The 23,934-nt window shown below is 53.2% G+C and carries 23 protein-coding genes and 1 tRNA gene; 8 read left to right on the forward strand and 16 right to left on the reverse strand.

All coding sequences use genetic code 11. The features are described 5' to 3' along the window. The first annotated feature begins 35 nt into the window (after positions 1-35). Entirely contained in the window at positions 36-395 is a 360-nt protein-coding gene (locus tag BS29_RS14345; protein WP_229954322.1) for a hypothetical protein, read from the forward strand. An 81-nt stretch (positions 396-476) separates the two neighbouring features. Then, positions 477-950 (forward strand): D-Ala-D-Ala carboxypeptidase family metallohydrolase, encoded by a 474-nt coding sequence (locus BS29_RS14350; protein WP_229954323.1) that lies wholly within the window; start codon positions 477-479, stop codon positions 948-950. A 51-nt stretch (positions 951-1,001) separates the two neighbouring features. Here BS29_RS14350 and BS29_RS14355 read toward each other — a convergent pair whose 3' ends face one another. Both BS29_RS14355 and BS29_RS14360 read right to left on the reverse strand, forming a co-directional pair. Next, the gene (locus BS29_RS14355) at positions 1,002-1,205 is read right to left on the reverse strand and encodes a dodecin family protein (RefSeq protein WP_229954324.1); all 204 of its coding nucleotides are present in this window, start codon (positions 1,203-1,205) and stop codon (positions 1,002-1,004) included. Between the two features lie 139 nt (positions 1,206-1,344). Next, the gene (locus BS29_RS14360; protein WP_229954325.1) at positions 1,345-1,719 is read right to left on the reverse strand and encodes a DUF4345 domain-containing protein; all 375 of its coding nucleotides are present in this window, start codon (positions 1,717-1,719) and stop codon (positions 1,345-1,347) included. 131 nt (positions 1,720-1,850) lie between these two features. Here BS29_RS14360 and BS29_RS14365 point away from each other — a divergent pair, with 131 nt between their 5' ends. Continuing rightward, positions 1,851-2,201, forward strand: coding sequence for a DUF3592 domain-containing protein (locus tag BS29_RS14365; protein ID WP_229954326.1), 351 nt, complete (start codon positions 1,851-1,853; stop codon positions 2,199-2,201). A gap of 143 nt (positions 2,202-2,344) precedes the next feature. Here the strand turns inward: BS29_RS14365 and BS29_RS14370 are convergent, their stop codons facing one another. From BS29_RS14370 to BS29_RS14385, 4 genes are all read right to left on the reverse strand, one after another. Then, the gene (locus BS29_RS14370) at positions 2,345-2,755 is read right to left on the reverse strand and encodes an MAPEG family protein (RefSeq protein WP_229954327.1); all 411 of its coding nucleotides are present in this window, start codon (positions 2,753-2,755) and stop codon (positions 2,345-2,347) included. A gap of 58 nt (positions 2,756-2,813) precedes the next feature. Next, positions 2,814-3,293: a YHS domain-containing (seleno)protein gene (locus BS29_RS14375; RefSeq protein ID WP_229954328.1), complete on the reverse strand. Its 480-nt coding sequence runs from the start codon at positions 3,291-3,293 to the stop codon at positions 2,814-2,816. 34 nt (positions 3,294-3,327) lie between these two features. Continuing rightward, entirely contained in the window at positions 3,328-3,879 is a 552-nt protein-coding gene (locus BS29_RS14380) for a carboxymuconolactone decarboxylase family protein (protein ID WP_229954329.1), read from the reverse strand. Positions 3,880-3,994: 115 nt separating this feature from the next. Further along, positions 3,995-4,921 carry an AraC family transcriptional regulator gene (locus BS29_RS14385; protein WP_229954330.1) on the reverse strand — a complete coding sequence of 309 codons (927 nt, stop codon included), beginning with the start codon at positions 4,919-4,921 and terminating at the stop codon, positions 3,995-3,997. A gap of 284 nt (positions 4,922-5,205) precedes the next feature. On the opposite strand from BS29_RS14385, the gene BS29_RS14390 reads away from it, so the two are divergent. Beyond that, positions 5,206-5,436 carry a hypothetical protein gene (locus tag BS29_RS14390; protein ID WP_229954331.1) on the forward strand — a complete coding sequence of 77 codons (231 nt, stop codon included), beginning with the start codon at positions 5,206-5,208 and terminating at the stop codon, positions 5,434-5,436. A 205-nt stretch (positions 5,437-5,641) separates the two neighbouring features. Here BS29_RS14390 and BS29_RS14395 read toward each other — a convergent pair. Continuing rightward, positions 5,642-5,717, reverse strand: a tRNA-Thr gene (locus BS29_RS14395). Positions 5,718-5,932: 215 nt separating this feature from the next. Between BS29_RS14395 and BS29_RS14400 the strand changes: the two genes are divergently transcribed. Beyond that, positions 5,933-7,285: a PAS domain-containing protein gene (locus BS29_RS14400; protein ID WP_229954332.1), complete on the forward strand. Its 1,353-nt coding sequence runs from the start codon at positions 5,933-5,935 to the stop codon at positions 7,283-7,285. Positions 7,286-7,472: 187 nt separating this feature from the next. Further along, the gene (locus BS29_RS14405; RefSeq protein ID WP_229954333.1) at positions 7,473-12,155 is read left to right on the forward strand and encodes an NAD-glutamate dehydrogenase; all 4,683 of its coding nucleotides are present in this window, start codon (positions 7,473-7,475) and stop codon (positions 12,153-12,155) included. Positions 12,156-12,159: 4 nt separating this feature from the next. Here BS29_RS14405 and BS29_RS14410 read toward each other — a convergent pair whose 3' ends face one another. The 6 genes from BS29_RS14410 to BS29_RS14435 all read right to left on the reverse strand — a co-directional run bounded on the left by BS29_RS14410 (position 12,160) and on the right by BS29_RS14435 (position 19,559). Beyond that, complete coding sequence (locus BS29_RS14410) at positions 12,160-13,401, reverse strand: DUF445 domain-containing protein (RefSeq protein ID WP_229954334.1); 1,242 nt, start codon at positions 13,399-13,401, stop codon at positions 12,160-12,162. 62 nt (positions 13,402-13,463) lie between these two features. Continuing rightward, complete coding sequence (locus BS29_RS14415) at positions 13,464-16,883, reverse strand: efflux RND transporter permease subunit (RefSeq protein ID WP_229954335.1); 3,420 nt, start codon at positions 16,881-16,883, stop codon at positions 13,464-13,466. A gap of 3 nt (positions 16,884-16,886) precedes the next feature. Beyond that, positions 16,887-18,071: an efflux RND transporter periplasmic adaptor subunit gene (locus BS29_RS14420; protein WP_229954336.1), complete on the reverse strand. Its 1,185-nt coding sequence runs from the start codon at positions 18,069-18,071 to the stop codon at positions 16,887-16,889. A gap of 261 nt (positions 18,072-18,332) precedes the next feature. Further along, the gene (locus BS29_RS14425) at positions 18,333-18,605 is read right to left on the reverse strand and encodes a GlsB/YeaQ/YmgE family stress response membrane protein (protein WP_407673788.1); all 273 of its coding nucleotides are present in this window, start codon (positions 18,603-18,605) and stop codon (positions 18,333-18,335) included. A gap of 210 nt (positions 18,606-18,815) precedes the next feature. Continuing rightward, the gene (sciP, locus tag BS29_RS14430; protein ID WP_229954338.1) at positions 18,816-19,115 is read right to left on the reverse strand and encodes a CtrA inhibitor SciP; all 300 of its coding nucleotides are present in this window, start codon (positions 19,113-19,115) and stop codon (positions 18,816-18,818) included. A gap of 114 nt (positions 19,116-19,229) precedes the next feature. Continuing rightward, the gene (locus BS29_RS14435) at positions 19,230-19,559 is read right to left on the reverse strand and encodes a hypothetical protein (RefSeq protein ID WP_229954339.1); all 330 of its coding nucleotides are present in this window, start codon (positions 19,557-19,559) and stop codon (positions 19,230-19,232) included. 199 nt (positions 19,560-19,758) lie between these two features. Between BS29_RS14435 and mnmA the strand changes: the two genes are divergently transcribed. Beyond that, complete coding sequence (gene mnmA / locus BS29_RS14440; protein WP_229954340.1) at positions 19,759-20,892, forward strand: tRNA 2-thiouridine(34) synthase MnmA; 1,134 nt, start codon at positions 19,759-19,761, stop codon at positions 20,890-20,892. Between the two features lie 8 nt (positions 20,893-20,900). Here the strand turns inward: mnmA and BS29_RS14445 are convergent, their stop codons facing one another. Then, positions 20,901-21,272, reverse strand: a complete 372-nt coding sequence (locus BS29_RS14445; protein WP_229954341.1) for a hypothetical protein — start codon at positions 21,270-21,272, stop codon at positions 20,901-20,903. Between the two features lie 29 nt (positions 21,273-21,301). On the opposite strand from BS29_RS14445, the gene BS29_RS14450 reads away from it, so the two are divergent. After that, entirely contained in the window at positions 21,302-22,441 is a 1,140-nt protein-coding gene (locus BS29_RS14450; protein WP_229954342.1) for a serine hydrolase domain-containing protein, read from the forward strand. An 18-nt stretch (positions 22,442-22,459) separates the two neighbouring features. Here the strand turns inward: BS29_RS14450 and BS29_RS14455 are convergent, their stop codons facing one another. Together BS29_RS14455 and pdxH are read right to left on the reverse strand one after the other, a co-directional pair. Continuing rightward, positions 22,460-23,278, reverse strand: coding sequence for a PhzF family phenazine biosynthesis protein (locus BS29_RS14455; protein WP_229954343.1), 819 nt, complete (start codon positions 23,276-23,278; stop codon positions 22,460-22,462). After that, positions 23,275-23,865: a pyridoxamine 5'-phosphate oxidase gene (pdxH, locus tag BS29_RS14460; RefSeq protein WP_229954344.1), complete on the reverse strand. Its 591-nt coding sequence runs from the start codon at positions 23,863-23,865 to the stop codon at positions 23,275-23,277. The genes BS29_RS14455 and pdxH overlap by 4 nt, the downstream gene beginning before the upstream one ends. Positions 23,866-23,934 lie beyond the last annotated feature (69 nt).

Genomic DNA, 23,934 nt, shown 5'->3' on the forward strand with positions numbered 1-23,934 from the left:
GCCAGCGGATCCAACCGCAATATTAGGAGAAAGCCATGTTGAATAAATTTGCTCTTACAGTAGCCATTACAGGCAGCATGATGGCCAGCGCCGCACATGCGGGCATCAGCCAGAATAGTTATATTGCCAAAGGCGAGACATTGTTGCTCGGCGATAATCACCCCAAAACAATCAGCTTTGACGGTCAGAATCGCGGCGACGTGGCCGTCGAAATCCTACTGCAAAATGGTACGTCGCGCACCCCTGTCCGTTCCGTCGCACCCGGCGAGAGCTTTAACCAAACCGTCCGGGAAAATCAGGTGATGGTCCTGCGCAACAAGTCAATCGATCAGCGCGCCAGGGTCTATTGGCATGTCAGCGGCTATTCCAGCACAGTTAATCCTCGAAGCGATTGACTGCTGTTTGGCGGCGCGGGATAAGGAATATCTCGCATTGGTAGCATAAGGAGGCGGGAGCGGCACCCGGAGGACCGACCCATGAAACTCAGCCCTAATTTCCATCTAAGCGAGTTCACGCAATCACAGACAGCCACACGGCTGATGCTCGACAACACGCCCGGACGCTCGGAGATCGCGGCGCTGAAATTGCTTTGTGAAAAAGTGCTGGAGCCGGTGCGCGAAAATTACGGTCGTCCGGTACTGATTTCCTCAGGCTATCGCTCGCCCGCGGTCAATCGCGCCATTCGCGGTGCACGCACATCACAGCATGCCAAGGGGGAAGCTGCGGATTTTGAGATTGCCGGTATCGACAACCTGCGCATCTGTCAGTGGATGGAACGGCGGCTCAACTATGATCAGCTGATCCTGGAATTTTACGAACGCGGCGTGCCGGCAAGCGGCTGGGTTCACGTGTCTTACCGTGAACCCTATCGCAATCAGGAACTGACCGCCAAGCGCGTCGTCCGCAATGGTCGGCGCCGAACGGTCTATCAAAACGGCATTGTCGGATAGTTTCCTGAAATCGCAAACCGGTTTTCGAAACCGCTCATTCTTCCAACAGGCCTATTCCTCCAGTAAGAACGTCACGGCCAGCGTTGTGCGCCATTCGGTCACCTTGCCATCCGTGACGACGGTCTTGATATCTTTCACCCAGGCGGACTGCACATTGGTCAGTGTTTGCGATGCCCGGGCAACACCTTCGTTCACCGCATCCTCAATCGAACTGGTTGATGCTGAAATTATTTCGGTCACTCTTGCTACAGCCATTACACTCTCCTTCGGGTTACGCCCCCTTTGGAAAATGCCGCCCTGCCTGAATCCCTGTTGCAGCGGCAGAAACGAGAATGCGCCTTTCCGCCGCCGCCGTCAAATCAGGGGGATTGCGGAGGGATTGGCAATCGCCCAATCACGCGCCTTTGATCACCTTGGACTGCCAGAGAATGAATACCGGCGCGATCAGTTCCAGCACCATGCCAGCGACCATTTCCGCCGGCGGAACACCGATACTGAAATAGGAAACCACTCGGCCCAGACCGCCAATAAATACTGCGAGTACCGCCATGCGAAAGACCAGCGCCCGTCCGGCAATATCGCCCGCCGAATAGAATAGCATTGCGGCGATCCCAATATAGACGCCGGAGAGATAGCGAAACTGGTTATCCATCGCATTGGTAAAAGGCTCCCCACCCATCAGCTGCGCCGCACCCAGCGCGATCCCCGTGACCCCGAAATAAAACGGGATCAGGCCAAAAATATAAGTGGCGATACGAAATAAAGTCATGATGATACTCCCCCTGTTGCCTCTTCTCCATCGCGGGAAAAGCTTTAAGCAGCGACCACCTTAACAACCCCAACAAACAATGCTAGCCCCGCGCCATCGAAACCTTCATTCTCTTGATAAGCCTGGCCTTGGTGGTCACAGGACTGGCGCTGGCACTGCGCGGCGATCTGCCGTTTCTGCGCAATCCGATCCGCCGCGTTCCGGCCAAGATCGTCCGTCATGACCGGCGATTTGAAGATGGTGGGATTGGTTACAATCCTGTGTTCCGCTTTGCCGACGAGCGCGGTCAGTTTATTGAAGTTCGCGACAAGGTCTACATGCCCTTTCCCAAGCCGGTAATCGGCGAGATGGTCGAGATCGTCTACCCCGAGGGCTATCCCGAAAAAGCACGCATTCCCTATCCGATGTTCCGCGGGCTGCTTTACGGCTTTTTGGGCTATTTATTCATCATGTTGGTAATAGAGCTTACTGGGTGGTGGTGAGGTATCGTTCGATTTTGGGTGCAAAGGCAGCCAATGGCCCTGGCGCCGCGTGAATGGTTCAATGAGGTTCGCAACATACGGGTTCAGGGAGGGAGTGTTGGTCCACATTACGAACCCCATTGAATTGCTTTATAGACAGCCGGTTACAGAACGACTTGCGCGCCGATAACGAGTATCGCTGCCCATGAAATCAGATAAACCGGTGTCCGCAGAGCCGGGATCGCCAGGATATAGACAATGGCATGTGCAATCCGGGCGAAGAAAAATATCTGGGCCCATTGCGCAAAGGTTCCCGCGTTGCTGGCATCTCCGATGAGGCCAGCGGCAACCACGACCGCAATGAAGGCTGGCATGGTTTCGACCATATTCAGATGCGCGCGCTTCGCACGATCCATCCACAAAGGTGTTTCCGGCTCCTGTTTTGGAAAGCCTTCCGGATAGTTGGTCAGGAATGTTGGCAAGCCCCAGACGAACAGCCGTCCAGCAATATAGGGTGTCCACAAAAGGACAGTGAGAATGCCGCTGAGGGCAAGATAATGATATGCAGTTTCCATATTTTCCTCCTGTTGTCAGGAATTGGAGCGCGGACCATATGGTCCGCGCTCGTCGGGATTAAAGTTCCGTCGCAGCGGTGTGACGGATCTTCTTCCAGTTGGTTTCAGCTTTCGCGATCGCGCCTTCAGGATCTTTCTGATAGGCGTTGAAAATGGCTTCACTCAGGAAAACATAGAGCTTGCCATTGCGTACATCGGCCCAGCGAGGATCGCCATCAAACTTCTTGCCGACCGAAACACCGAAGGTGCAGAAGCCGCCATTTTGAGGCAGATAACGGTTGGGAGCGGCTTTGAAACTATCCAGATTTTCCTGGCTAGAAAAATAATAAGCCACACCATCATGGACAGCCGTGAATTTTGCTGCACCCTGAATGCGGTTACCGGTTTTGATGAACGCCACAGTATCAACACCGTGCAGCGCCAGCGGAGCGCTGGCTGCGGTCAGGCCCGACGATACATTATATTCATCAACCGCCATTGCAGGTGTGGCCATTGCGGCCAGTGCCACAGCTGAAGCGAGAGTGATTTGTTTAAACATAGATATTTCCTTTAAGTTGAGTTGAAGTAAGGGGTTAGGCCGCCAATGCGTCCTGGGTATTCACGACTGGGAAGTCGATCTCGGTTCCAACCAGGTGGTTGAAATAGTTGGTGAACATATTCAGCATCACGTGACCGAATATTTCGAGTATCTCCGCATCGGAGAAACCGTTGCTGTGCATCAGCACCAAGCTGGTATCGCTGACGCGGCCTTTGGTGCGGATGACCTCATTGACAAAGTCGAGCACCAGCTTGGTCTTTGGGGCACTGGAACTGCCACGCAGATTGTCGGTCCGTTCCTCCTCATCGATACCCGCCGCTGCACCGAGTGCCATATGGGCCGATGCGCAATAATCGCATCGGTTGGCACCTGCGACAGCAAGCGCGATTTGCTCGGCCAGAACATTGGATATTGTTGCGCCAGCCAACGTACCGGATAGCGCAAGATACGCCTCCAGGACGGGTTTCGAATTGGCCATGGTAGCGATAATGTTCGGGATCATCCCCATGCTGGATTTCACACCCGCTAACAGCTCTGCTGTTTCGGCTGGCGCGACAGATGTGTCGATTTGATTGATACGTTGCATATTTGCTCCATTGGTTTGTTGGGGTGGAGCAATGAATATGCACTTTGGACGCTATGGCAATATCATGAGCTTATATAGCGACTTTCTGCAAATTCACTCGGACGATATGCAAATTTTAGTTCATTTCTCGCCGATATTTCGTCGGAGCAACACCGAATTTTCCGGCAAATGCGCGGGTGAAAGCAGCAGGTGATTGATATCCTGTCTCGGCGGCAACTTGCTGCACGGTGATATTGCTTTCATCCAGAAGCGAGAGCGCCTTTTGCAGTCTCCAGTCAGACAGATAGGACATCGGCCCTTGTCCGATGAGCTCTGCAAATCGGTCGGCGAAACTGCTGCGCGACATGCCCACTTCGCGGGCGAGGCTTTGAACGGTCCAGGCGGAAGATGGTTGTCTGTGCAACAGCTCCAGCGCCTGACCAACATGCGGGTCCTGAAAACCTTTAAGCAGCGGCTCCATCTGTCCTTGTTCTTCGATCCCCATACGCAGCAGTTCGATAAACATGACCTCAGACAAGCGGCGGACGGACGCATCCGAGCCCACATGCTCCGCAAACATTTGCCGCGATATCAGGCGCAATATCTCGTCCAGCCATGGATTTTGCGCACGCATGGAAGAAGTTGTGAGTAAAAAGTCAGGCAGCGCACGAAGCATCGGGTGATCGGCATTTTTGCGAAATGTGAAATGGCCGCAGACCAATTGTGTATTGGCCGATTTGTCACCATCGCCAACCACCAAAACACCTTCACCATCATATTCGACCTGTTCAAGAACCGTCTCTAATGACGGGGCGCTGTCCACCGGGCTGTCCGACAACATATGGGTCTGTCCGCGGGGAATTAGTATCAGGTCGCCAGGATAGAGCGTCATCACGCGATCACCAGGCAGGGTGACGGTGCATTGGCCCTGGACGACGAGATGAAACCGGGCGGCGCCTTCAAGCACCGGCACCGTCACCGACCAAGGAGCGGAAAAATCCGTCCGGAAATATAAAGCCCCGTTGAGGTCGAGCGTATCGAGTATGTCGTTGAGAATATCCATGCAAATATCCTACAGTTTTGCAGTTAGGCCATCAATTGTGAAAGAATATGCCAGAGATCCGGAACAGTTTGCAGATCGTCCGGTCCCGTAGTGGGCAATAACAGCGAAGCATGTCCGTTTAGGGCGCAAGAGCGGACATAAGGGATGTCCTAAAATTGTAGAACGAAGCTTTATCTGCCAATAACGCTACATGACGCGTATTGAACGACTAGAACAGGCCATTTCCAATCTTGCGGCAAAATGCCGATGAACAGCACGCTTATCTTGAAAGCATCTTGGCTCCAGTGAGTGGTTATAACGACGGCCGAGGGTACGGGAAACAAAATCTCGCGCTTGTCAACTATAGTCGACGGTATCTTGGACAATTGGCTCGCATCTCATGGCTGGCACCAGACATCATCGCATCCATCATGGAAGGTACCCAGCCTGTAGATCTCACTGGCCGCAAACTGACTCGCGCCAATGCCATTCCGCTGGATTGGCCAAGTCAGCGAACAATGTTCGGGTTCGCCTGACTTTCTGTCCAAAACCACCATCTGCATCTGACAGCCACGAAATCGGCCTGTGAGACTTTTGGCAGAAATTGGCCATTCTCGCCGCCGCCAAATGGTCTCTAGCCACCATTTTGTATCCCGCAGTTTACCTAACCCTCGGAAGTCTGGGGACTAATTCAGGCAACAAGAATGCATCTAAGCACTTGATATAAAAGGGAAAAATGCGTGGTGCCGCTTAGAGGACTCGAACCTCTGACCCCATCATTACGAATGATGTGCTCTACCACCTGAGCTAAAGCGGCATTCAACCTCGCACTTTAGTTGCACGGGGCAAATACTTAACGGTTGCGCCCTTAACAGCCGGTCTTCGCCGTGACAAGCCCGCCTTTTCTCTTTGGTAAGATAACAAGCCTATTCGTGCTGCGCAGCGGGGGAGAAAAGTTCGAATCGTTTACCAGATATTTACCATGGCTGCTGCAAACCAGAGTGTAGATGAGTAGATAAAGTAGGATTAGGCATGGAAAACCTTCGCAATTCTGATGAAAACAGCGTTCTGACCACCGGTCCAGACGCCGATTACATCGCCTATGAAGATGATGAAGTAACGCAAGAAGCGCCGCCTGCGATCGGTCAGGATGAGCGCCGCATGCACGTGCGTGCCTATAATTTCTGGGCCGGCCTGCTCGGAGAGCGCCAGTTTCCTAGCGTTGAAGATCTTGATCCGGAATCGGACAAGGATTTTGGACCGAACAGTGTCTTACTGGACTTTACCAATGGCGTAGAGAATCCGTCCATCCAATTTCTCGGCAAATCACTGCGCCAAGAATGTGAATTGGATGACAGCATAACAACGATTGATCAGGTTCCAGCGCGGTCTTTGCTGTCGCGTATCACCGATCACTATCTGCAAATTATCGCCAATCAGGCGCCCATTGGTTTTGAGGCTGAATTTGTAAATCAGCGCGGCATTACCATCATGTACCGCGGCATCTTGCTGCCATTTTCTACTGATGATGATACGATCGATTTCATTTACGGCGTAATTAACTGGAAAGAAGTCGCGGACGACGCGTTTTCGAAAGAACTGGAAGAACAGGTTGCGCAAGCGATGCGTTCGGCTCCGGAAAAAACAGAAACCGGACCGATCTGGGCCGATAGCCCAACGTCAGCGCCGCTGGAACTAACAGCAGAAGATGCCGCCGCTGCCACGGCCGCTCTCGTTGGCGGCGACCATATTGAGCTGGAAGACATTACTGATCAACCCAGCGAAGACGCGAGTCTGGCTGACTGGCTTGTCGCAGCACGCAGCAGCGCGGATAATGCGGCTCATAGTGAGCAACGCAGCCGCGCGGCACTTTATAACGCCATCGGACAAGCTTATGATTTTTACCTGATGACCGAAGCCCATCCGCAAGACTATGCGGCTCTGCTCGAAGATTCAGGGCTGAAAGCCCAGGAACGAGCACCGATGACTCCCATCGTCAAACTCGTCTTTGGTGCACATTATGACAAGACGCGATTGACTGAATATGCCGCGGCCCTGCGCTTTGCAAAACAGGCAGGCATTGAGAAAGGTGCCTTTGCCAACTATCTTGAAAACTATGATGGCGGCCTGAAAGCCGTTGTCTATGCCGAACGCGACGCACGTAATCCAAAACAGAAAACAACCGAAGCCGTTGCTCAAAACGAAGATGTGCTGGAGCGTTTACGCAATGCACCCAGCCGCCAGCTAGCCGATATTGACGCCGGTGATGCAGAATTTGTCGTTCTGGTGGCGCGCCGCGATGACAGTGGTCAATTAGCAATAGTCGGCCCAGTGCTGGGTGACCAGAAACTGACCGACAAGGCTCTGAAACAGACAAGCGTTTAAAAGCTTTTCGCGGATCAGCCAGTATATCATACTAGTTTCATATGTAACTAATATATCACGCTTGCTACATATTCGGTCTATCACGCGATCGTGATATGCCGAACGGCCTTGAGCATGATCTATATTAGGCGCATAAGGACGCTCCAACAGACGGACACTTGATCCGGACTTATAGTTTGGGGGAACCATGACTGGTAACCGTGATGCGACAGCAGCGAAAACGACCAAATCTACGGCCGACAAGACACTCAAGAAAAATTTAACCACCGCTTTTCAGGACAGTGCCCTGCCCGGTGAAAATATTGGCTTTGACGACAAAGCTTGCAAGGAAGCCGTCAAATTCCTCCTTGACGCTGGCATGCAACGTGCCGCCTCTGAGGCTAATCTGCTACTTGAAAGTGTTACGAGCGATCGCGGAAAGCGGCATTTGCGTCTTGCCATCGTCAATGATGATATGCCGTTTCTGGTCGACTCCGTCTGTGCGACCATCGCTAGCTATGGTCTGAATATTGGGCGGCTCATCCATCCAGTGATTGGTGTCAAACGCGATAGCAAAGGAAAGCTGCTCGCCATTCACAACGATCCTGACCAGGGGGAAAAGCGCGAGTCGATCATCTATATCGAGCTGGAACGGACTGATGCCAAGATACGCCGGATGCTGGAACGAGCACTGCGCAAGAATCTGTTGGACGTCTCGGCTGCCGTCACCGACTGGCTAAAACTACAAGTCGCTTTGGGGGAAGATGCCGATAATCAGCCTGAAGGCGAAGGCACTGCTCTTGTTCGCTGGTTCTTGGATCGCAATTTCACGCTACTTGCACATGAAAAAGTGGATGAAAAAGGACAAAGAACCGACCGCATCGGTGTAGGGCGGATGCGAGACAAACCAGCGCTTTCAAAAGAAAGCCAAAAACGGGCCTTCGCCTGGTTCAAAGCGGGTGGTCAGGCACCGTTGATCGTCAAATCAAATCAGGTATCAACGGTTCATCGTCATGTCCTGATGGATGTTATCATCATGCCGATCCGTGAAAAAGATGCACTGGTCGGCCTGTCCATAACAGCAGGTCTTTGGACCAGTGCCGCTTTGGCGGCACCGCCCGAGAAAGTGCCACTGCTTCGCACACAATTGGCGCGTCTTTTTGACAAATTTGAATTTGCACCAACCGGTCATGCCGGTAAATCGCTCACCCACGCGCTGACTTCATTGCCTCATGATATCCTGATAACCTTCAAACAGGAAGATCTTGAGAGGCTGGCGCTAATCTCTATGTCGTTGATCGATCGTCCGCGACCCAAATTGCACAGCGTTATGTCGCCATTGAATCGGCATCTCTATGCGTTCATCTGGCTACCGCGCGAACAGCTCTCGACAGCCCGTCGGGAAAATATTCAGGCGATGCTTACTGAATACACCGGCGCACGAATATTGAGCTGGTCCAATACGCTGGACGAGGGTGGCATTTCTTCTCTGCGATATATTCTCGACATGGGCGCGGACAGCAAGATACCGGACCCGGATGTGCTGGACCACCAACTCGAAAATATGATCCGAGGATGGCGTCCAGAAGTGGCCAGTCATCTTAGTGAATTTGTACCGGACAATCGGGCCGAAATTCTGGCGCAACGCTATGCTGACTGTTTCCCCGGAACATATCAGTCAATCTATGGCGCGGAAGAGGCAGCGCGTGACATCATGCGGCTGTTTCAACTTGAACGCGGCGGACAGAAATCGACAAGGCTCTATCGGCTAGAGGGTGATGCGGAACATCTGCTGCGGCTCAAAGTCTATCATCTTGGCGGTGTTTTGCCGCTGTCAGATGCCGTCCCAACTTTGGAAAATTTTGGTTTTTCCGTGCTCGAGGAACTACCGACCCCACTTGATGAGGGGCGGCTCGGCTATATCCATGACTTTCAACTTTCGGTTGGCAATGCAGAGACCCGCGATGATTTGATCGCCCGAGCGTCAGAGATTCAGGACGCGATCACAGGCGTTCTTGAAGGCGTTGCGGAAAATGATAGTTTCAACCAGCTAATCACTGCGACCGGAATAAGCGCGCAGTCGACCATTTGGATTCGCGCCTGGTTCCGTTATCTACGCCAAACCGGTTTGAGCTATGGCATGATCACCGTTGTTGAAGCGCTTGCAGAGGCCGGTGATGTAACCCGCGGGCTGATCCATATGTTCAGTGCATTGCATGATCCAGCATTTGACGGCGGTGCAAAAGAAGCATTGGCGCAGGCCAAAAAGGATATCGAAACCGGCTTGGGTAAGGTCCAGGGTATCGATGACGATCGGATCCTGCGATTGTTTCGAGCCGTCATAGAATCCATTTTGCGTACCAATGCTTTTGCCGAAAGCGCTGAAGAGGCTCTCGCTTTCAAAATTGAAAGCGCGAAAATTCCTGACCTTCCGGCTCCCGTGCCCTGGCGCGAGATATTTGTTTATAGCCCAAGGGTGGAAGGCATCCATCTGCGTGCTGGTCCTGTAGCGCGCGGAGGGTTGCGCTGGTCCGACCGGCGCGACGATTTCCGCACCGAGATTTTGGGACTCATGAAAGCTCAGCGGGTGAAAAACGCTGTAATCGTTCCCACCGGTGCGAAGGGCGGTTTCTTTGCGAAACAACTTCCATCAGGCGATGATCGGGATGCCTTTATAACCGAGGGTGTTGCATCCTATAGAGTTTTCATCAGCGCATTATTGTCCATCACCGACAACATCAAGAACGGCACGGTTGTGCCGCCCAAGGATGTCGTTCGGCTTGACCAAGATGATCCTTATTTTGTGGTCGCCGCCGATAAAGGTACAGCCACCTTCTCGGATATCGCCAACGAAATTGCGATCGAAAAAGGCTTCTGGCTCGGTGATGCTTTCGCAAGCGGTGGCAGCAATGGCTATGATCACAAGGCCATGGGTATAACGGCACGTGGCGCATGGGTTTCTGTTCAGAGACATTTTGCCGAAATGGGCGTGGATATCCAGAACGAGCCAGTTAATGTGATCGGTGTTGGCGACATGTCTGGCGACGTATTTGGCAATGGCATGCTGCTGTCAAAATCGTTGCGCCTGGTCGCTGCCTTTGATCATCGGCATATTTTTATCGACCCGGATCCCGATCCTGCAACAAGCTGGAAGGAACGCAAACGCCTGTTTGAGTTGCCCCGCTCCAGCTGGGATGACTATAATAAAGACCTGATCTCCAAAGGTGGCGGTGTTTTCTCACGCCATTCGAAGACGTTGAAAATCAACAAGACAATCGCTACCTTATTAGATCTACAAGGGGTAACGGAAGTTACACCATCGCGTCTGATTTCCGCGATACTGGCCAGCGATACCGATCTGCTGTGGTTCGGCGGGATCGGAACATATATCAAATCGTCTTCCGAAAATAATATCGAAGTCGGCGATCCATCGAACGATAATATCCGCATAAACGCCAAACAGTTACGTGTGAAGGTTATCGGCGAAGGCGCCAATTTAGGAATTACACAAGCCGGTCGGATCGCTTTTGCCGGCCGTGGGGGCCGGATCAACACCGATTTCATTGACAATAGCGCAGGTGTCGATTGCTCGGACAATGAAGTTAACATCAAAATTGCGCTTAATGCGGCGATGGCTGCTGGCCAGTTGAAGCTCTCGGCCCGCAACACACTACTGGAAAAAATGACCGATGATGTCAGCGCGCTCGTTCTCGAAGACAATCGCCTGCAGGCACTGGGCCTTTCCATAGCAGAGATTGGCGGTAAAAAAACGCTGCCATCCTGCATCCGGCTGATTGAATATTTTGAAGAACAGGGCAGACTGGATCGCGCCGTTGAAGGGCTGGCGAACAATGAGGATCTCATTCGCCGTGGCCAGGAAGATCGCGGGTTATTCCGTCCCGAGCTCGCAGTTCTGATCTCGACAGCAAAATTGGCGCTTCAGGATGCGATAGAGAATAGCACGTTGAGTACCGATCCCGGTCTCGAAAACGAGCTACTCAAAGCATTTCCTAGCGCCATCAAAGCAAAGCATAAAGACGCCGTCCTAAGCCACCAGTTGCGCCGGGAAATTATCGCGACGAAACTCGCTAACCGGATGGTCAATCGTCTTGGCTTGATTGATCCTTTTGAGCTGGCAGAAGAAGAAGGCTGCTCATTGGGCGAAGTCGCCGCAGCTTTTGTCATGGCAGAACGCCTGTTTGATGCGGAAACGATCTGGAAATCACTCGAAGATGCAAAAATTGGCGAAAATGTTCGATTGTTGCTCTTTGATCGCGTGGCTTATGTGCTTCGCTCCCATATGGCTGACCTGATGCGCATTGGCCTGACCAGTGGTACAATCGATGAAGCCGTCGACATGCTGGCACCCAATATAGCATTGCTAAATGATCAGGTAGACAGCCTGATAACAGAAGAAGGTCAGCTACAAGCAGCAAAACAGACAGGATTGCTGATAGAGGCTGGAGCGACCACCGAAATCGCTCATGAAATGGCCAACATCTATAAAAATGATGGCGCTGCTGGCATAGCCTATCTGGCCAAGACGCGGGACATTGACGCTATCGAAGTTGCCGCCGCGTTCACCAAGCTTGGAAGCCTGCTCGGGTTGGATTGGGCTCAGATGACAGCGACACGTATCAATCCGTCGGATCCTTGGGATCGTCTGCTCGTGGCAGGACTGGCTCGTGATTTCCAACAGATGCGCCTCGATTTCCTGAGACGGGCGCGGAGCAAGGATATGGATCAGTTTCTGGAGTCATGGGTTGAGAAAAATAATGCCCGGGTCGTACAATTCCGGAATATTGTTGATCGGGCTCAGCTATCTCCCAGACCATCAATTGCCATGCTCGCCCAGATCGCCGGGCAGGCCCGCATATTACTGTCGCGCTAGGCCTCTAATAAATCCAGTGATTCAAGAGATGAAGCATAACGCCCACTAGGCCGCCAACCAGCGTACCGTTGACCCGAATATATTGGAGATCCCGGCCTACTGCATTTTCAACACGATCCGTAATCGTTTGTGCGTCCCAGCCGCGAATGGTTTCCGAAACCAGTTTGACGATATTGTCGCCATAGCTCGCCACAACCCCGGCAACAGCACGGCGCGCGAACCGGTTGAGTTGGCGATTAAGCAGTGGGTCTTTCTGAAGACTGCTACCCAGTTGCATAAGCGCATCACCGAAGTGGCCAGCCATCGCTGCCTCAGGATCGCGCGAGGCTTTGAGCAAGGCTTCGCGCCCGGATTCCCACATGCCATCAATCCAGTTTGCTATGGCGGGATTTTCGATCATTTCGAGCTTCCACTCATTGACCCGTTGTCGTAATGCCGGATCGCTTTTCAGCTCCTGCGCGAGTTGAACCAAGCTCTCCTCAGTCTTGGCGCGCACGGGATGCTCGGGATCGGTCGCCATATCGGCCAATAGTTTGTACAAACCATCAACCACCTCGTTAGCCAGCCGGTCGTCCAGACCGGTCCAGCGCATCACTGTATTGGCGCGATCATGGACAATGGCGCGGATGACATATTCATTGGCGTCAAGTGTCCGATAGGCCCATTTGATTGTAGAATCGATCAATGGTCCGTGGCGATTTTCAGCCATAACGGATTCCAGAATCTGACCCATTGGCGTCGCGAGATCCAGTTCCTTTGCCTGTGTCTTTACGGCACCTTTAAACATGCTGCCAAGGCGGTCCTGGTCAAGCGAACCTATAATATCACCGATCAGCCGCGACGCACCCATACGCAACCGTCCCTCCCCACCGCTGGGTGATTTCAGGAACCGTCCGACGCCGCCTGCGAGATCAACCCCGTGCATCCGTTGCGCCACGATCCGTGAAACCAGGAAATTATTTTTCAGGAAGTTGGCGAGTGTATCGCCTATCCGGTCCTTGTTGCGCGGAATAATTGCCGTGTGCGGGATCGGCAGCCCCATTGGATGCCGGAACAAGGCAGTTACTGCAAACCAGTCCGCTATTCCGCCAATCATTGCCGCTTCTGCAAAAGCGCGAACAAAGCCTATCGCAGGATGCACTTCTTCAAAAGTTCGGGAGGTGAAATAGATCACCGCCATCAACACCAGCAAACCGGTCGCGATAATTTTCATATCGCGGCCAGCATTGTTCATGTCTCTTGTCATTGTGGACGAACCAGAAACCGGAATGCTGTTGGACTGCGGCGCCAATTTAGAAGAAAGCGGCTTCACTCGGCAGGCTGAACCTTTGCCTTATCGTCCGCGTCATCACCCGGATTATAAGTCAGCATCGTCTTGCGGAGCCAAGGACCGACACGCCGTTCAAAACCATCCGCCAAACTGAAACCGGCAGGCACAATAACCAACGTCAGCAGTGTCGATACGATCAGCCCGCCAATCACGACTGTTCCCATCGGCGCACGCCATGCGCCATCGCCGGACAGTGATACCGCGGTTGGTACCATACCAGCCGTCATGGCAACGGTGGTCATGACGATAGGCTGTGCACGTTTGTGGCCGGCATCCATGATGGCTTCAAATTTGGGAATGCCTTTCTCCATCTCCTCAATCGCAAAATCGATAAGGAGAATGGAGTTTTTACTGACAATGCCAAGTAGCATCAGCACCCCGATCAGCACTGGCATAGACACGGGTTGGCCAACAATCCATACGAGGAATATGCCGCCAAGCGGAGCCAGAGCCAATGAACCCATATTCACCAATGGCGACATCAGGCGCTTGTACAACAACACCAATGTGGCGAAAACCAGGAGCACACCGGAGATCAGCGCAATTACAAAATTCACTGCCAATTCAGCCTGCCACTCATCTTCACCAAAAGCTTCGTTGGACACGCCGGTTGGCAAGTCTTTCATGATCGGCAGGTCAAAAATAGCCGCCATCGCTTCGCCTTTAACAACATCTTGCGCCAGATCAGCACCAACAAAGGTTCGCCTGTTCTGATTGTAACGTTGAATGGATGTCGGGCCGGATCCGAAGCTAATCGATGCAACGCGGCTGAGTGGTACACTGCCTCCATCCGCCGTTTGTACCGGCAGGTTTTCAATGGTCGACAGATCCGCGCGCGAGGCTTCAGGAAGCATCACTCGGATGGGTATCTGGCGATCAGACAGCGAGAACTTAGCTGCATTCTGATCTATCTCACCAAGTGTAGCGATACGAATGGTCTGACTGAGAGACGACGTCGTAACACCAAGCTGTGCCGCCAGATCAGCATAGGGCCGAATGACAATTTCAGGACGGCTGAGATCGGCGGTGACTCGCGGCGCCACGACCATATTTATGCCCTTCATTTGTTCAACCAGTTCGGCTGCTGTGTCGTCGAGCAAGTCAGGATCAGACCCGGTCAGCATGATCGAAATATCGCGTCCCGTACCGCCACCGCCGCTTTGCGATGCAAAGGAAATCCGGGCGTCGGGAATTTGCTGCAATACCGGCGCCATATCACGCTCGAACTGGATAGACGTTTTGTCCCGTTCCGGTTTCAAGCTTACGTAGACGGTCGCATTGGTTTCACGAACCCGGGTCAAGGCACGCAGGACCTCAGGTTGTTCATACATGATGTCGGAAACCTGATCGGCGATTTTTTCGGTTTGCTCCAGCGTGGTTCCGGGCACAACCTCGATGTTTATCCGGCTCTCATCCACATTGATGGTGGGTTGAAACTGAGACGGAGTGACGGCAAACAAAACGACCGTCAGAACGAAGGCGGCAACACCGATGCCCAACACCCAAATACGGTGATCCAATGAACGGGCCTTGAAACGCTCGATCCGGTAGAAATACCAATCAGCGAACCGCCCACCGATACCGCCAATTACAAGGCGAAGGACCAGTGCCACAATTGCGCCAGCTAACAACCCGGCAACAATGCCAAGAATCAGGCCGATCATAGCACGGAAAAAATCACTCGTTATGATCTCTGTCAGGAAGCCGCTAATCGCAGAACCTGTCATTGCCGCAACGCCAACAAAAACCGAAAATATGATCGCAAACAGAACGAAACCGATCAGATATTGCCACCAAGCCGCACTGGCCGGTGTCAGTTTTGCTCTTGCCTCATCGGCGTCAGAACGATCCAGCGACCAATTGAGCAGAACCATATAACGGTCCATCCATACGCCCTCGCCGTGTTCGGCATGGCCCTTAGCTTTCAGGAAATAAGCCGCGACCATCGGCGTAATCATTCGCGCCACAGCCAGACTCATCAACACCGAGATCACCACAGTTATCCCGAAATTTTTGAAAAACTGTCCAGAAATACCTGGCATCAGGCCAACGGGGAGAAAGACGGCAACGATACAGAAGGATGTCGCCACAACGGCCAGACCAATTTCATCGGCTGCATCAATCGACGCCTGATAGGCGGTTTTGCCCATGCGCATATGGCGCACGATATTCTCAATCTCCACAATGGCATCATCGACCAGAACGCCGGCCACCAAGCCGAGAGCGAGGAGCGAGAGGAAATTCAGGTTGAAACCCAGCAAATCCATGAACCAGAAGGTCGGAATTGCGGACAAAGGAATGGCAATGGCCGAGATAACCGTGGCACGCCAATCCCTGAGAAACAGGAAGACTACGACAACAGCAAGCAGCGCGCCTTCGATCATCGCAAGCATCGAACTCTTATATTGTGACCTTGTATACTCGACACTTGTCCCAAGAGAAATAAACTCGACACCTTCATTTTCGGTCGAGATTTTCTCCATCATCTCCACGGCCTCATCATAGACCGTAACGTCGGAAGCACCCCGCGCGCGGGACATGGCAAAGTTGACGACCTCTTGTCCCTGCACCTTGCTTATGGAACTGCGCTCACCGAAAGAATCACTGACATCCGCCACGCTGCTCAGCTTTACCGTAGAGCCATTACCCAATGGGATTTGGGCCTGTGACAAAGCAAAGGCATCATCAGCATTGCCCAAAACTCTAAGCGACTGCCGTGTCCCGCCAATTTCAGCCTGACCACCAGCAGCATTTATGTTGATCTGTCTGAGAACATTATTGATCTGCGTCGCCGTTACACCCAGCGCCTGCATCCGTTCTGGTTTCAAGATAACGCGGATTTCCCGGTCCACCCCGCCAAAACGGTCGACCTCTGCCATACCATCAATGGTCAGCAGGTTTTTCGACACCGTATCATCGACAAACCAGCTCAGCTCCTCGATTGTCATGTCATCGGCTTTTACCGCAAAATAGCCAATCGGCTCTCCGACAACATCGACCTTGTTAATCTGCGGCTCTAATATACCTTCCGGAAGCGATCCACGTGTCTGATCCACCGAGTTTTTGACTTCGTTGACCGCTTCGTTCGTGTCCGTACCGATTTCAAATTCAACGAAAGTCCTGCTGCTTCCTTCGCTGGCCGTGGAGCTTATATTTTTAACGCCACTAATACCGCGAACCGCAGCTTCAATACGCTGTGTAATCTGGTTTTCAATTTCGGTCGGTGCAGCACCTGGCTGAGAAATAACCACCCTGACCGCGGGAAACTCCACATCCGGGTTGTTAACGATATCCATGCGATTAAAGCTCAGGATACCTGCCAACAGCATAGCCGTGAACAGGACCAGTGGCACTACTGGGTTACGCGTCGACCAAGCAGATATATTACGCAAATTCATGGATCAGGCGCCTGCCTCTTTTTTCTGCAAAGCGGGTTTGACCGTCTCTCCTGGATTCAGGAAACCACCAGCTCGCAAAACAACCCGCTCGGTGCCATTTAAACCCGAACTTATCGAAACACCGGCGCTGGAAACTGGACCAGTCACAACATCCCGGCGCACTGCCTTGTCATCTTTGTCAACAATATAGACGAACGCGCCTTTGCTATCATTCTGCAACGCTGATTCTGGCAATACTGAGGCAACAGTAGAACCACTGGTTATTCTCGCACTCGCAAAGCCACCTGGACGCAGAGCGCTGTCATAGCTCAGTGCAATTTTTGCTATGCCTTGCCGTGACTGCGAGTCAATCATTGGTGAAATTTGCCAAATTTGCCCGGTCAGCACCTTGTCTGTACCCACGGGAATGACCTCGGTGTTCACACCAACCGCCACATTTGCCAGATCACTTTCGCTCAGCTGAGCCTGCAATTCCATTTCGCCATTTTGAGCCAACCGGAATAGAATTCCGCTGCCCGCGCTCACCGTTTGTCCGACCTCAACACTGCGCTCCAGAACAAAACCGCCCTTTGGTGCAACAATGTTCAAAAAATTGTTCCGCGCGCGTGCTTCGCCCAACTGTGCCTGGTTAACACGCAGCTGTGCAGCATTTGAGTCACGCGTCGCCGTCAGCCGATCGATATCCGCTTTTGAAATAAACCCACGTTCGACCAGCGCAGCCGCACGGTCAAGATTAGCCTGCGCCAAGTTCAAATCTGCCCTGGCAGAAGCAACCAAGGCTGCCCACCGCGCCACTTGCTGATTCTGAACCGAACGATCAATGCTCGCCATGATCTGACCAGGTTTCACCCAGTCACCAGCATCGACATATACTTGGGTTACACGACCACCCTCGCCGACAACGCCGACCGGAATTTCACGTCGGGCCGCCAGCGTTCCAGTGGCATTAATGGTGCGGACAACATCCTTGGTGCCCGGAATTACCACGGTAACCACCGGTGCCTGGCTCTCCGCAGGGGGAGCCTCGCCAGAGCCGAAGAATAACTGATAGGCAAGCACCGCCAAAATAGCGGCCACCACCGCAATCGCAGCGATCACTAAAGGCTTTCTGCTCCGCGCCTCTTCATCGCCATCTTCTAGGGTCGAGACGTCGACATCTTCGCCGGAAATTTTCGATTCATAGTTCATATTCAATACTCGTCAGCCAGCCTTTATCCTGTTTTTGCGCTGCAATATACAAAGAATCACTGGAACGCGGGGAAAAAATCTATTTCTGCAACCGGTGTATTATATCAATAAATCAGTTATCACAAGCCCGAACAATCACCCATGCAAATGCTGACCTTTAGACGTTGCCAAATTACCATAGCCGCATCCATTGTCACATGAAAAAGGCTGACTCTACTGAGCCAGCCTTTTGTTTTTTCAATAAAATATAGGCTGCTTCGTTTAACGGACGCGCCCCCGCTTGATTAAATTAACAATACCCAGAAGCACGATTGCTCCACCAAAAGCCACCAGCAAGGTCATTGGGCTGAATGGTGCATCTCGAAGATTTTGCGTGCCGCCAGTGAAGAAGCTGAACAGCCAGCCACCCAACATCGAACCGACACAGCCCACAACAATGTTCCAGAAAATGCCCATTGATGCATCCCGGCCCATAACGATACTCGCGAGCCATCCGATAATGCCGCCCATCACAAGCGCGATGATAAAGTTAATCATGTCTTCCTCCTGATCCATTTCTGGCCTGTTTGCTCGGGCCAATGGCCATATCTTATACAAATGATGGCCCGAAACCAGAAAATAGTCGCGCTAACATAATGAAAAGGCCTCGGAAACGAATTTCCGAGGCCTCCAAACCATTAATATTGATGCTTAATTCAGCGACACCGCCGCGCAGCCAGATTCACACTGATGTTAAACTTGCTATCAATATTTTTGCTGACGCTCATAAAGGTCGCGATAATGCTGGATCCGCGTTACGCGCAGTCCAGGCATGCCGGAGCGGTCAACAGCCCGCTGCCAAGAAGCAAATTCTTCCAACGACAGACTGTAACGATCGCAAACCTCATCAACCGTCAAAAGGCCGCCATTTACCGCCGCAACAACTTCCGCCTTGCGCCGAACCACCCAGCGGGTTGTACCCGGATTGGGCAAATCAGCTATAGTCAATGGTTCACCCAATGGGCCAACTACTTGTGCTGGTTTAATTTCCTGGTTCTCGATCATACTACCCTCAAAATACGCCTTGCGGCATTTCGCTCTAAATCAAAATATGTTTACATCTTTAGACATAGAGTTTTTCAAACTACTAAATCACCAAGGTAAAGAACGCGTTCATATTTACGATTGCGCTCCATCATTCGGTGATTTCTCACGCAACAGATCCGGCCGGAAATTGCCCTTCTCAAAAATGCGCGCGCTTTTCACAAGCGGGCTTCGCATAGGAAGCTCGCCGGCAAAAAACTTGATCCGATCTCCCACTGGCCCACGGCTGGAGTGGTTTGGCTTTGCAGCCAGACCTTTCCGCCGTGCAAGATATGCACGTGCCGATGGAGAAAGAGCCTGACGCGCGATCGCATGCGCAATCAGGGCTTCATGAGCGCTGTCTGCATCTGCATCCGTATCGGCACTGGTCTTGGTCAGACTCTTATGCGGGAAGTTCATTTCCATGAGCACCCTTCTAGCGACGAAGATATAAACATCCGTAAAGGAAGCGTTCACGCGCTCTTAGGACTGGTTAAGCAAATCTTCCTTTCCATTCGCCTTTTCGTCCCAATATGAACCAGAACGGCATTTGAACCGACGAGTTAACAGCAATTTTGCGTAATACTGGCGCTGTACACGGTTCATCGTTAAAGGACGTGGCGATATGGCAAACCGAATCAACAATGAATTTCAGCTCGGGGACGATCTGATGGGCAAACGCATCGTCGTTGCGATGTCCGGCGGCGTCGATTCGAGCGTTGTCGCCGCGCTGGCTGCACGCACCGGTGCGGAGACGATCGGCATCACGCTGCAGCTCTATGATCATGGCGAAGCGGTGGGCCGTGCTGGCAGCTGCTGCGCGGGACAGGATATTCGCGATGCACGTCAGGTCGCTGAAAAGCTCGGCATTGCGCATTATGTCTTTGATCATGCCAGCCGCTTTCAGGAATCGGTCATGGATGTCTTCGCCGACGAATATATGGCCGGGCGTACGCCCATCCCCTGCGTGCAATGTAATATGGGCGTGAAATTTACCGACCTTTTAAATCTGTCCCGTGAACTGGGAGCGGATTGCCTCGCCACCGGCCACTATGTCCGGCGCGTGATGGGCGAACATGGTTCCGAGCTGCACCGGGCGATGGATCCTGCCCGCGACCAGAGCTATTTCTTGTTCGCCACGACACAGGACCAGCTCGACTATCTCCGCTTCCCGCTGGGCGACATGCCTAAAGATGAAGTGCGCGAGATTGCGAAAGACATGGGCCTAGCCGTCGCCTTCAAACCGGATAGTCAGGATATCTGCTTCGTACCGGATGGCGACTATGCCAAGGTCGTGCGCAAGCTCCGCCCCGAAGCCGACGACGATGGCGAGATTGTCCATATCGATGGCACCGTCATGGGCCGGCACAAGGGCCTGATCCATTATACAGTCGGTCAGCGCAAGGGACTGGAGATTGGCGGACAGGCCGAGCCGCTTTATGTCATTCGCCTGGAACCGGAAACCAAACGCGTCTTTGTCGGGCCGAAACAGGCTTTGGCGGTAGCGTCTGCGACCTTACGCGATATCAACTGGATTGGCGGCGACTTTGAAGGACCCATGCAGGTCAAAGTCCGCTCCATGGCCAAGCCTACTCATGCCCGGCTGGAAGGCGATACGCTACGCTTCCACAATCCCGAATATGGCGTGTCCCCGGGACAGGCAGCGGTCTTCTATCATAAGGATCGCGTTCTTGGCGGCGGCTGGATTGAGAAAACCGGTGCGGTTTCCCAACAATGGTTAGCCGCTGCCACGGCCTGACGCACTGCCTAATCGGCTTCGGCCTCGGTCAGGATTACACAGCCCCAGCCTTCGCGAAACTCGGCTGTCGCCGATGCGAGCAAAGGAACCGATGCGGTGACATGGCGTTTCTCGTCATCCAACGATAAGCTGATCACTTCCATGCCGGGTTCAAAATCCTTTTCGCAGTCGGTCAGATCACGCCCACCAACATAGTGACAAGAACAGGCGACACGGGCCCCATAGGCCGTTCCGATGCCAAGCTGTCCTTTGATAAAGCTATAATTATAGGCAAAGACAGCGGCTAGGATCAGCAAGAACAGTGCTAATATATATAAGGCCACCCGGCCTTTACGACTTTTGGGCTGGGAAGCGGATTCGGTATTATTTACAGTTGCCATAGCTGCACTTATTGGTGCAACGCATGTTGATGCACAAGATTAAAATCGCCGCCCTGTCTGCTCTTGCACTTGCCCTTTCTGGCTGTGGTGCCAGTGATGAGCCTGCTGCACCACCACCCAAAACTGCCGAAGAGCTGGCTTATATATCGGATGCCAGCCCAATCCCAAAAGCTCGGCTGGACGCTGCGATTTCGCCGCTCTTCGATGATCCTGCCATGGCGGAGACCCGTGCGTTGCTAATCATGTATCGCGGCAAGATTATCGCAGAACGCTATGGCGAAGACTATGACGAAGATACACGCTTTATCAGTTGGTCGATGGCGAAATCCTTTACCGGTGCGTTGATCGGCTTTCTGGTTGCGGACGGACGGCTGGTGCTTGATGATCCGGCCCCGGTCCCTGCCTGGCAGCGGCCCGGCGATCCGCGCGGCGACATCACTTTGCGCCAGTTAATCCATATGTCATCAGGCCTTGATCATACCGAAGTACCCGAAGAAGGCGGAGCGACGGTGTTTGAGGCAGACACCAACCGCATGCTGTTCCTCGATGGCGCATCCAATGTGGCTGGCTATGCCGAGGCGCGCCCGATGGAAGCAGAGCCCGGCGCAAAGTTCGAATATAGCACGGCGACCAGCATGATCCTGGCCGACATCATCACTCGAACACTGACCAACAGCACCGACCCAGAAGTGCGGCGGAACGCGGCCATGCGTTTCATTCGGGGCCGGTTGCTTGAGCCATTGGGCATGGACGGAACCTATTTTGAGTTTGATGCCAATGGCACCTTCCTCGGCGGCAGCATCATTCAGGCCAGCGCCCGTGATTATGCCACATTTGGCGAGTTTCTCCGCAACAATGGCGCCCGCAAAGGCGCGCAGCATCTCCCCGTCAGCTGGGTTCAGTTCATGCGGACATCATCAGCTAATGATCCGGCTTATGGCGGCCATATCTGGCTGAACAAGAAACGCCCGGAAGGCCGCAATCAGGTTCTTTTTCCCGACATGGCGCCCGACACAGTGTTTGCGGCTCTGGGCCATCTCGGACAACAGATCGTCGTTTCGCCGGACCAGAAGCTTACGGTCGTGCGGCTCGGCAAGACACAGGATAATGTCTTGCGTCCGATGAGCGATCAGATCGGCCGGATCGTAGCAATGTTTCCAACCGACTGACGGCGGCACGGGAACGCGCTACAACCGAAACAGCCCCTCAACCACGGTCACACATTTGCCGCCGAGCCATGCCCGGGGATTATCCGGATCCTCATCAAACCGGCAATGAACATAACCGCCGCGGTCGCTGGCCTGGTAGGCGGTGAAGCTATCGCGGCCCAATTGCCCCGCCCAATAGGGCGTCAGCACCGCATGCGCTGACCCCGTCACACTATCTTCATCGACTCCCGCACCAGGCACAAAGACGCGGCTGAGCACATCGGTATCCTTACCTGGTGCGGTGCAGATAAACTGTTCATTCCCCAATGCCGCCAGCGCCTTCATATCAGGCTTGAGCGCCAACACCTCATCAGCAGTTGCATAGCGGATGACATTATAGCGACCTTCATGAAATTGTGTCTCAACCGGGCTCCCGCCAATCAGGGCAACGATATCCGGCCGCTTTTTGGGCGCCGGCGGATAGGCCGGAAGGTCGAGCGCATAGCCCTCCCTTTCCCGGACCATCTGCAATATTCCGGCTTGCCGCGTGCGAAACGTGACCTGATCCTTATCCGGATTTTGCGACAATATAATATGCCCGCTGGCCAGCGTTGCATGTCCGCACAAAGCAATTTCCACTGATGGCGTGAACCAGCGCAGTTCGTAATCCGCCTCACCCGTCGCGTCGGGCAGGTAAAAGGCGGTTTCGGCGAAGTTATTCTCTTCACCAATGGCCTGTAGGACATCATCATCGAGCCAGCTTTCGAGCGGCATCACCGCCGCCTGATTGCCGGTAAAGGGCCGATCCGCAAAGGCATCGACATGATAATAGGGTAATATCCCGTTTTCCTGCGTCATGGGTAGAGCATTCCTTCCGTCCAATCATCGCCATTCCCACCATCTGCACGAACGAAGACACGTCGTTCGTGCAGCCGGTGCTCGCGGTCCTGCCAAAATTCAAAGCGCTCCGGCGTCAATCGATAGCCGGACCAATGCGGCGGGCGCGGCACGTCCAGTCCATCGAAACGCGCTTTCACTTCCTCAAACCGCGCTTCAAAAGTTGCACGCGTATCAAGCGGCCGCGATTGGTCCGATGCCCAGGCACCGAGCTGCGAATCCCGGCTGCGCGTGGCGAAATAGGCATCGGCGGTTGCATCGGAAACGGTCGATAAGGGCCCTTCAATACGAATTTGCCGGCGCAGGCTTTTCCAGTGGAACAGGATCGCCGCTTTCGGATTGGCGGCAATATCAGCGGCCTTGCGACTTTCCTGATTGGTGTAGAAGACAAAACCGTTGCGGTCATGCCCCTTTAACAGCACCATCCGCGCGGCCGGTTGCCCATTTGCATCTGCGGTTGCGATGGTCATCGCATTGCTATCATTAGATTCCGTCTCGCGGGCTTCTTTGAACCAGCTATCGAACAGGGGAAATGGATCATGGGTCATGACGCTCGCTCTATCAGGGCAATGAGGAGCGCGAAAGACTTGTGTTTTGAAATTCGTATCCTCGTTGCG

Origin of the sequence: Parasphingorhabdus litoris DSM 22379, from assembly GCF_020906275.1 — a bacterium.
In the GTDB taxonomy this organism is placed as follows: Bacteria; Pseudomonadota; Alphaproteobacteria; order Sphingomonadales; family Sphingomonadaceae; genus Parasphingorhabdus; species Parasphingorhabdus litoris.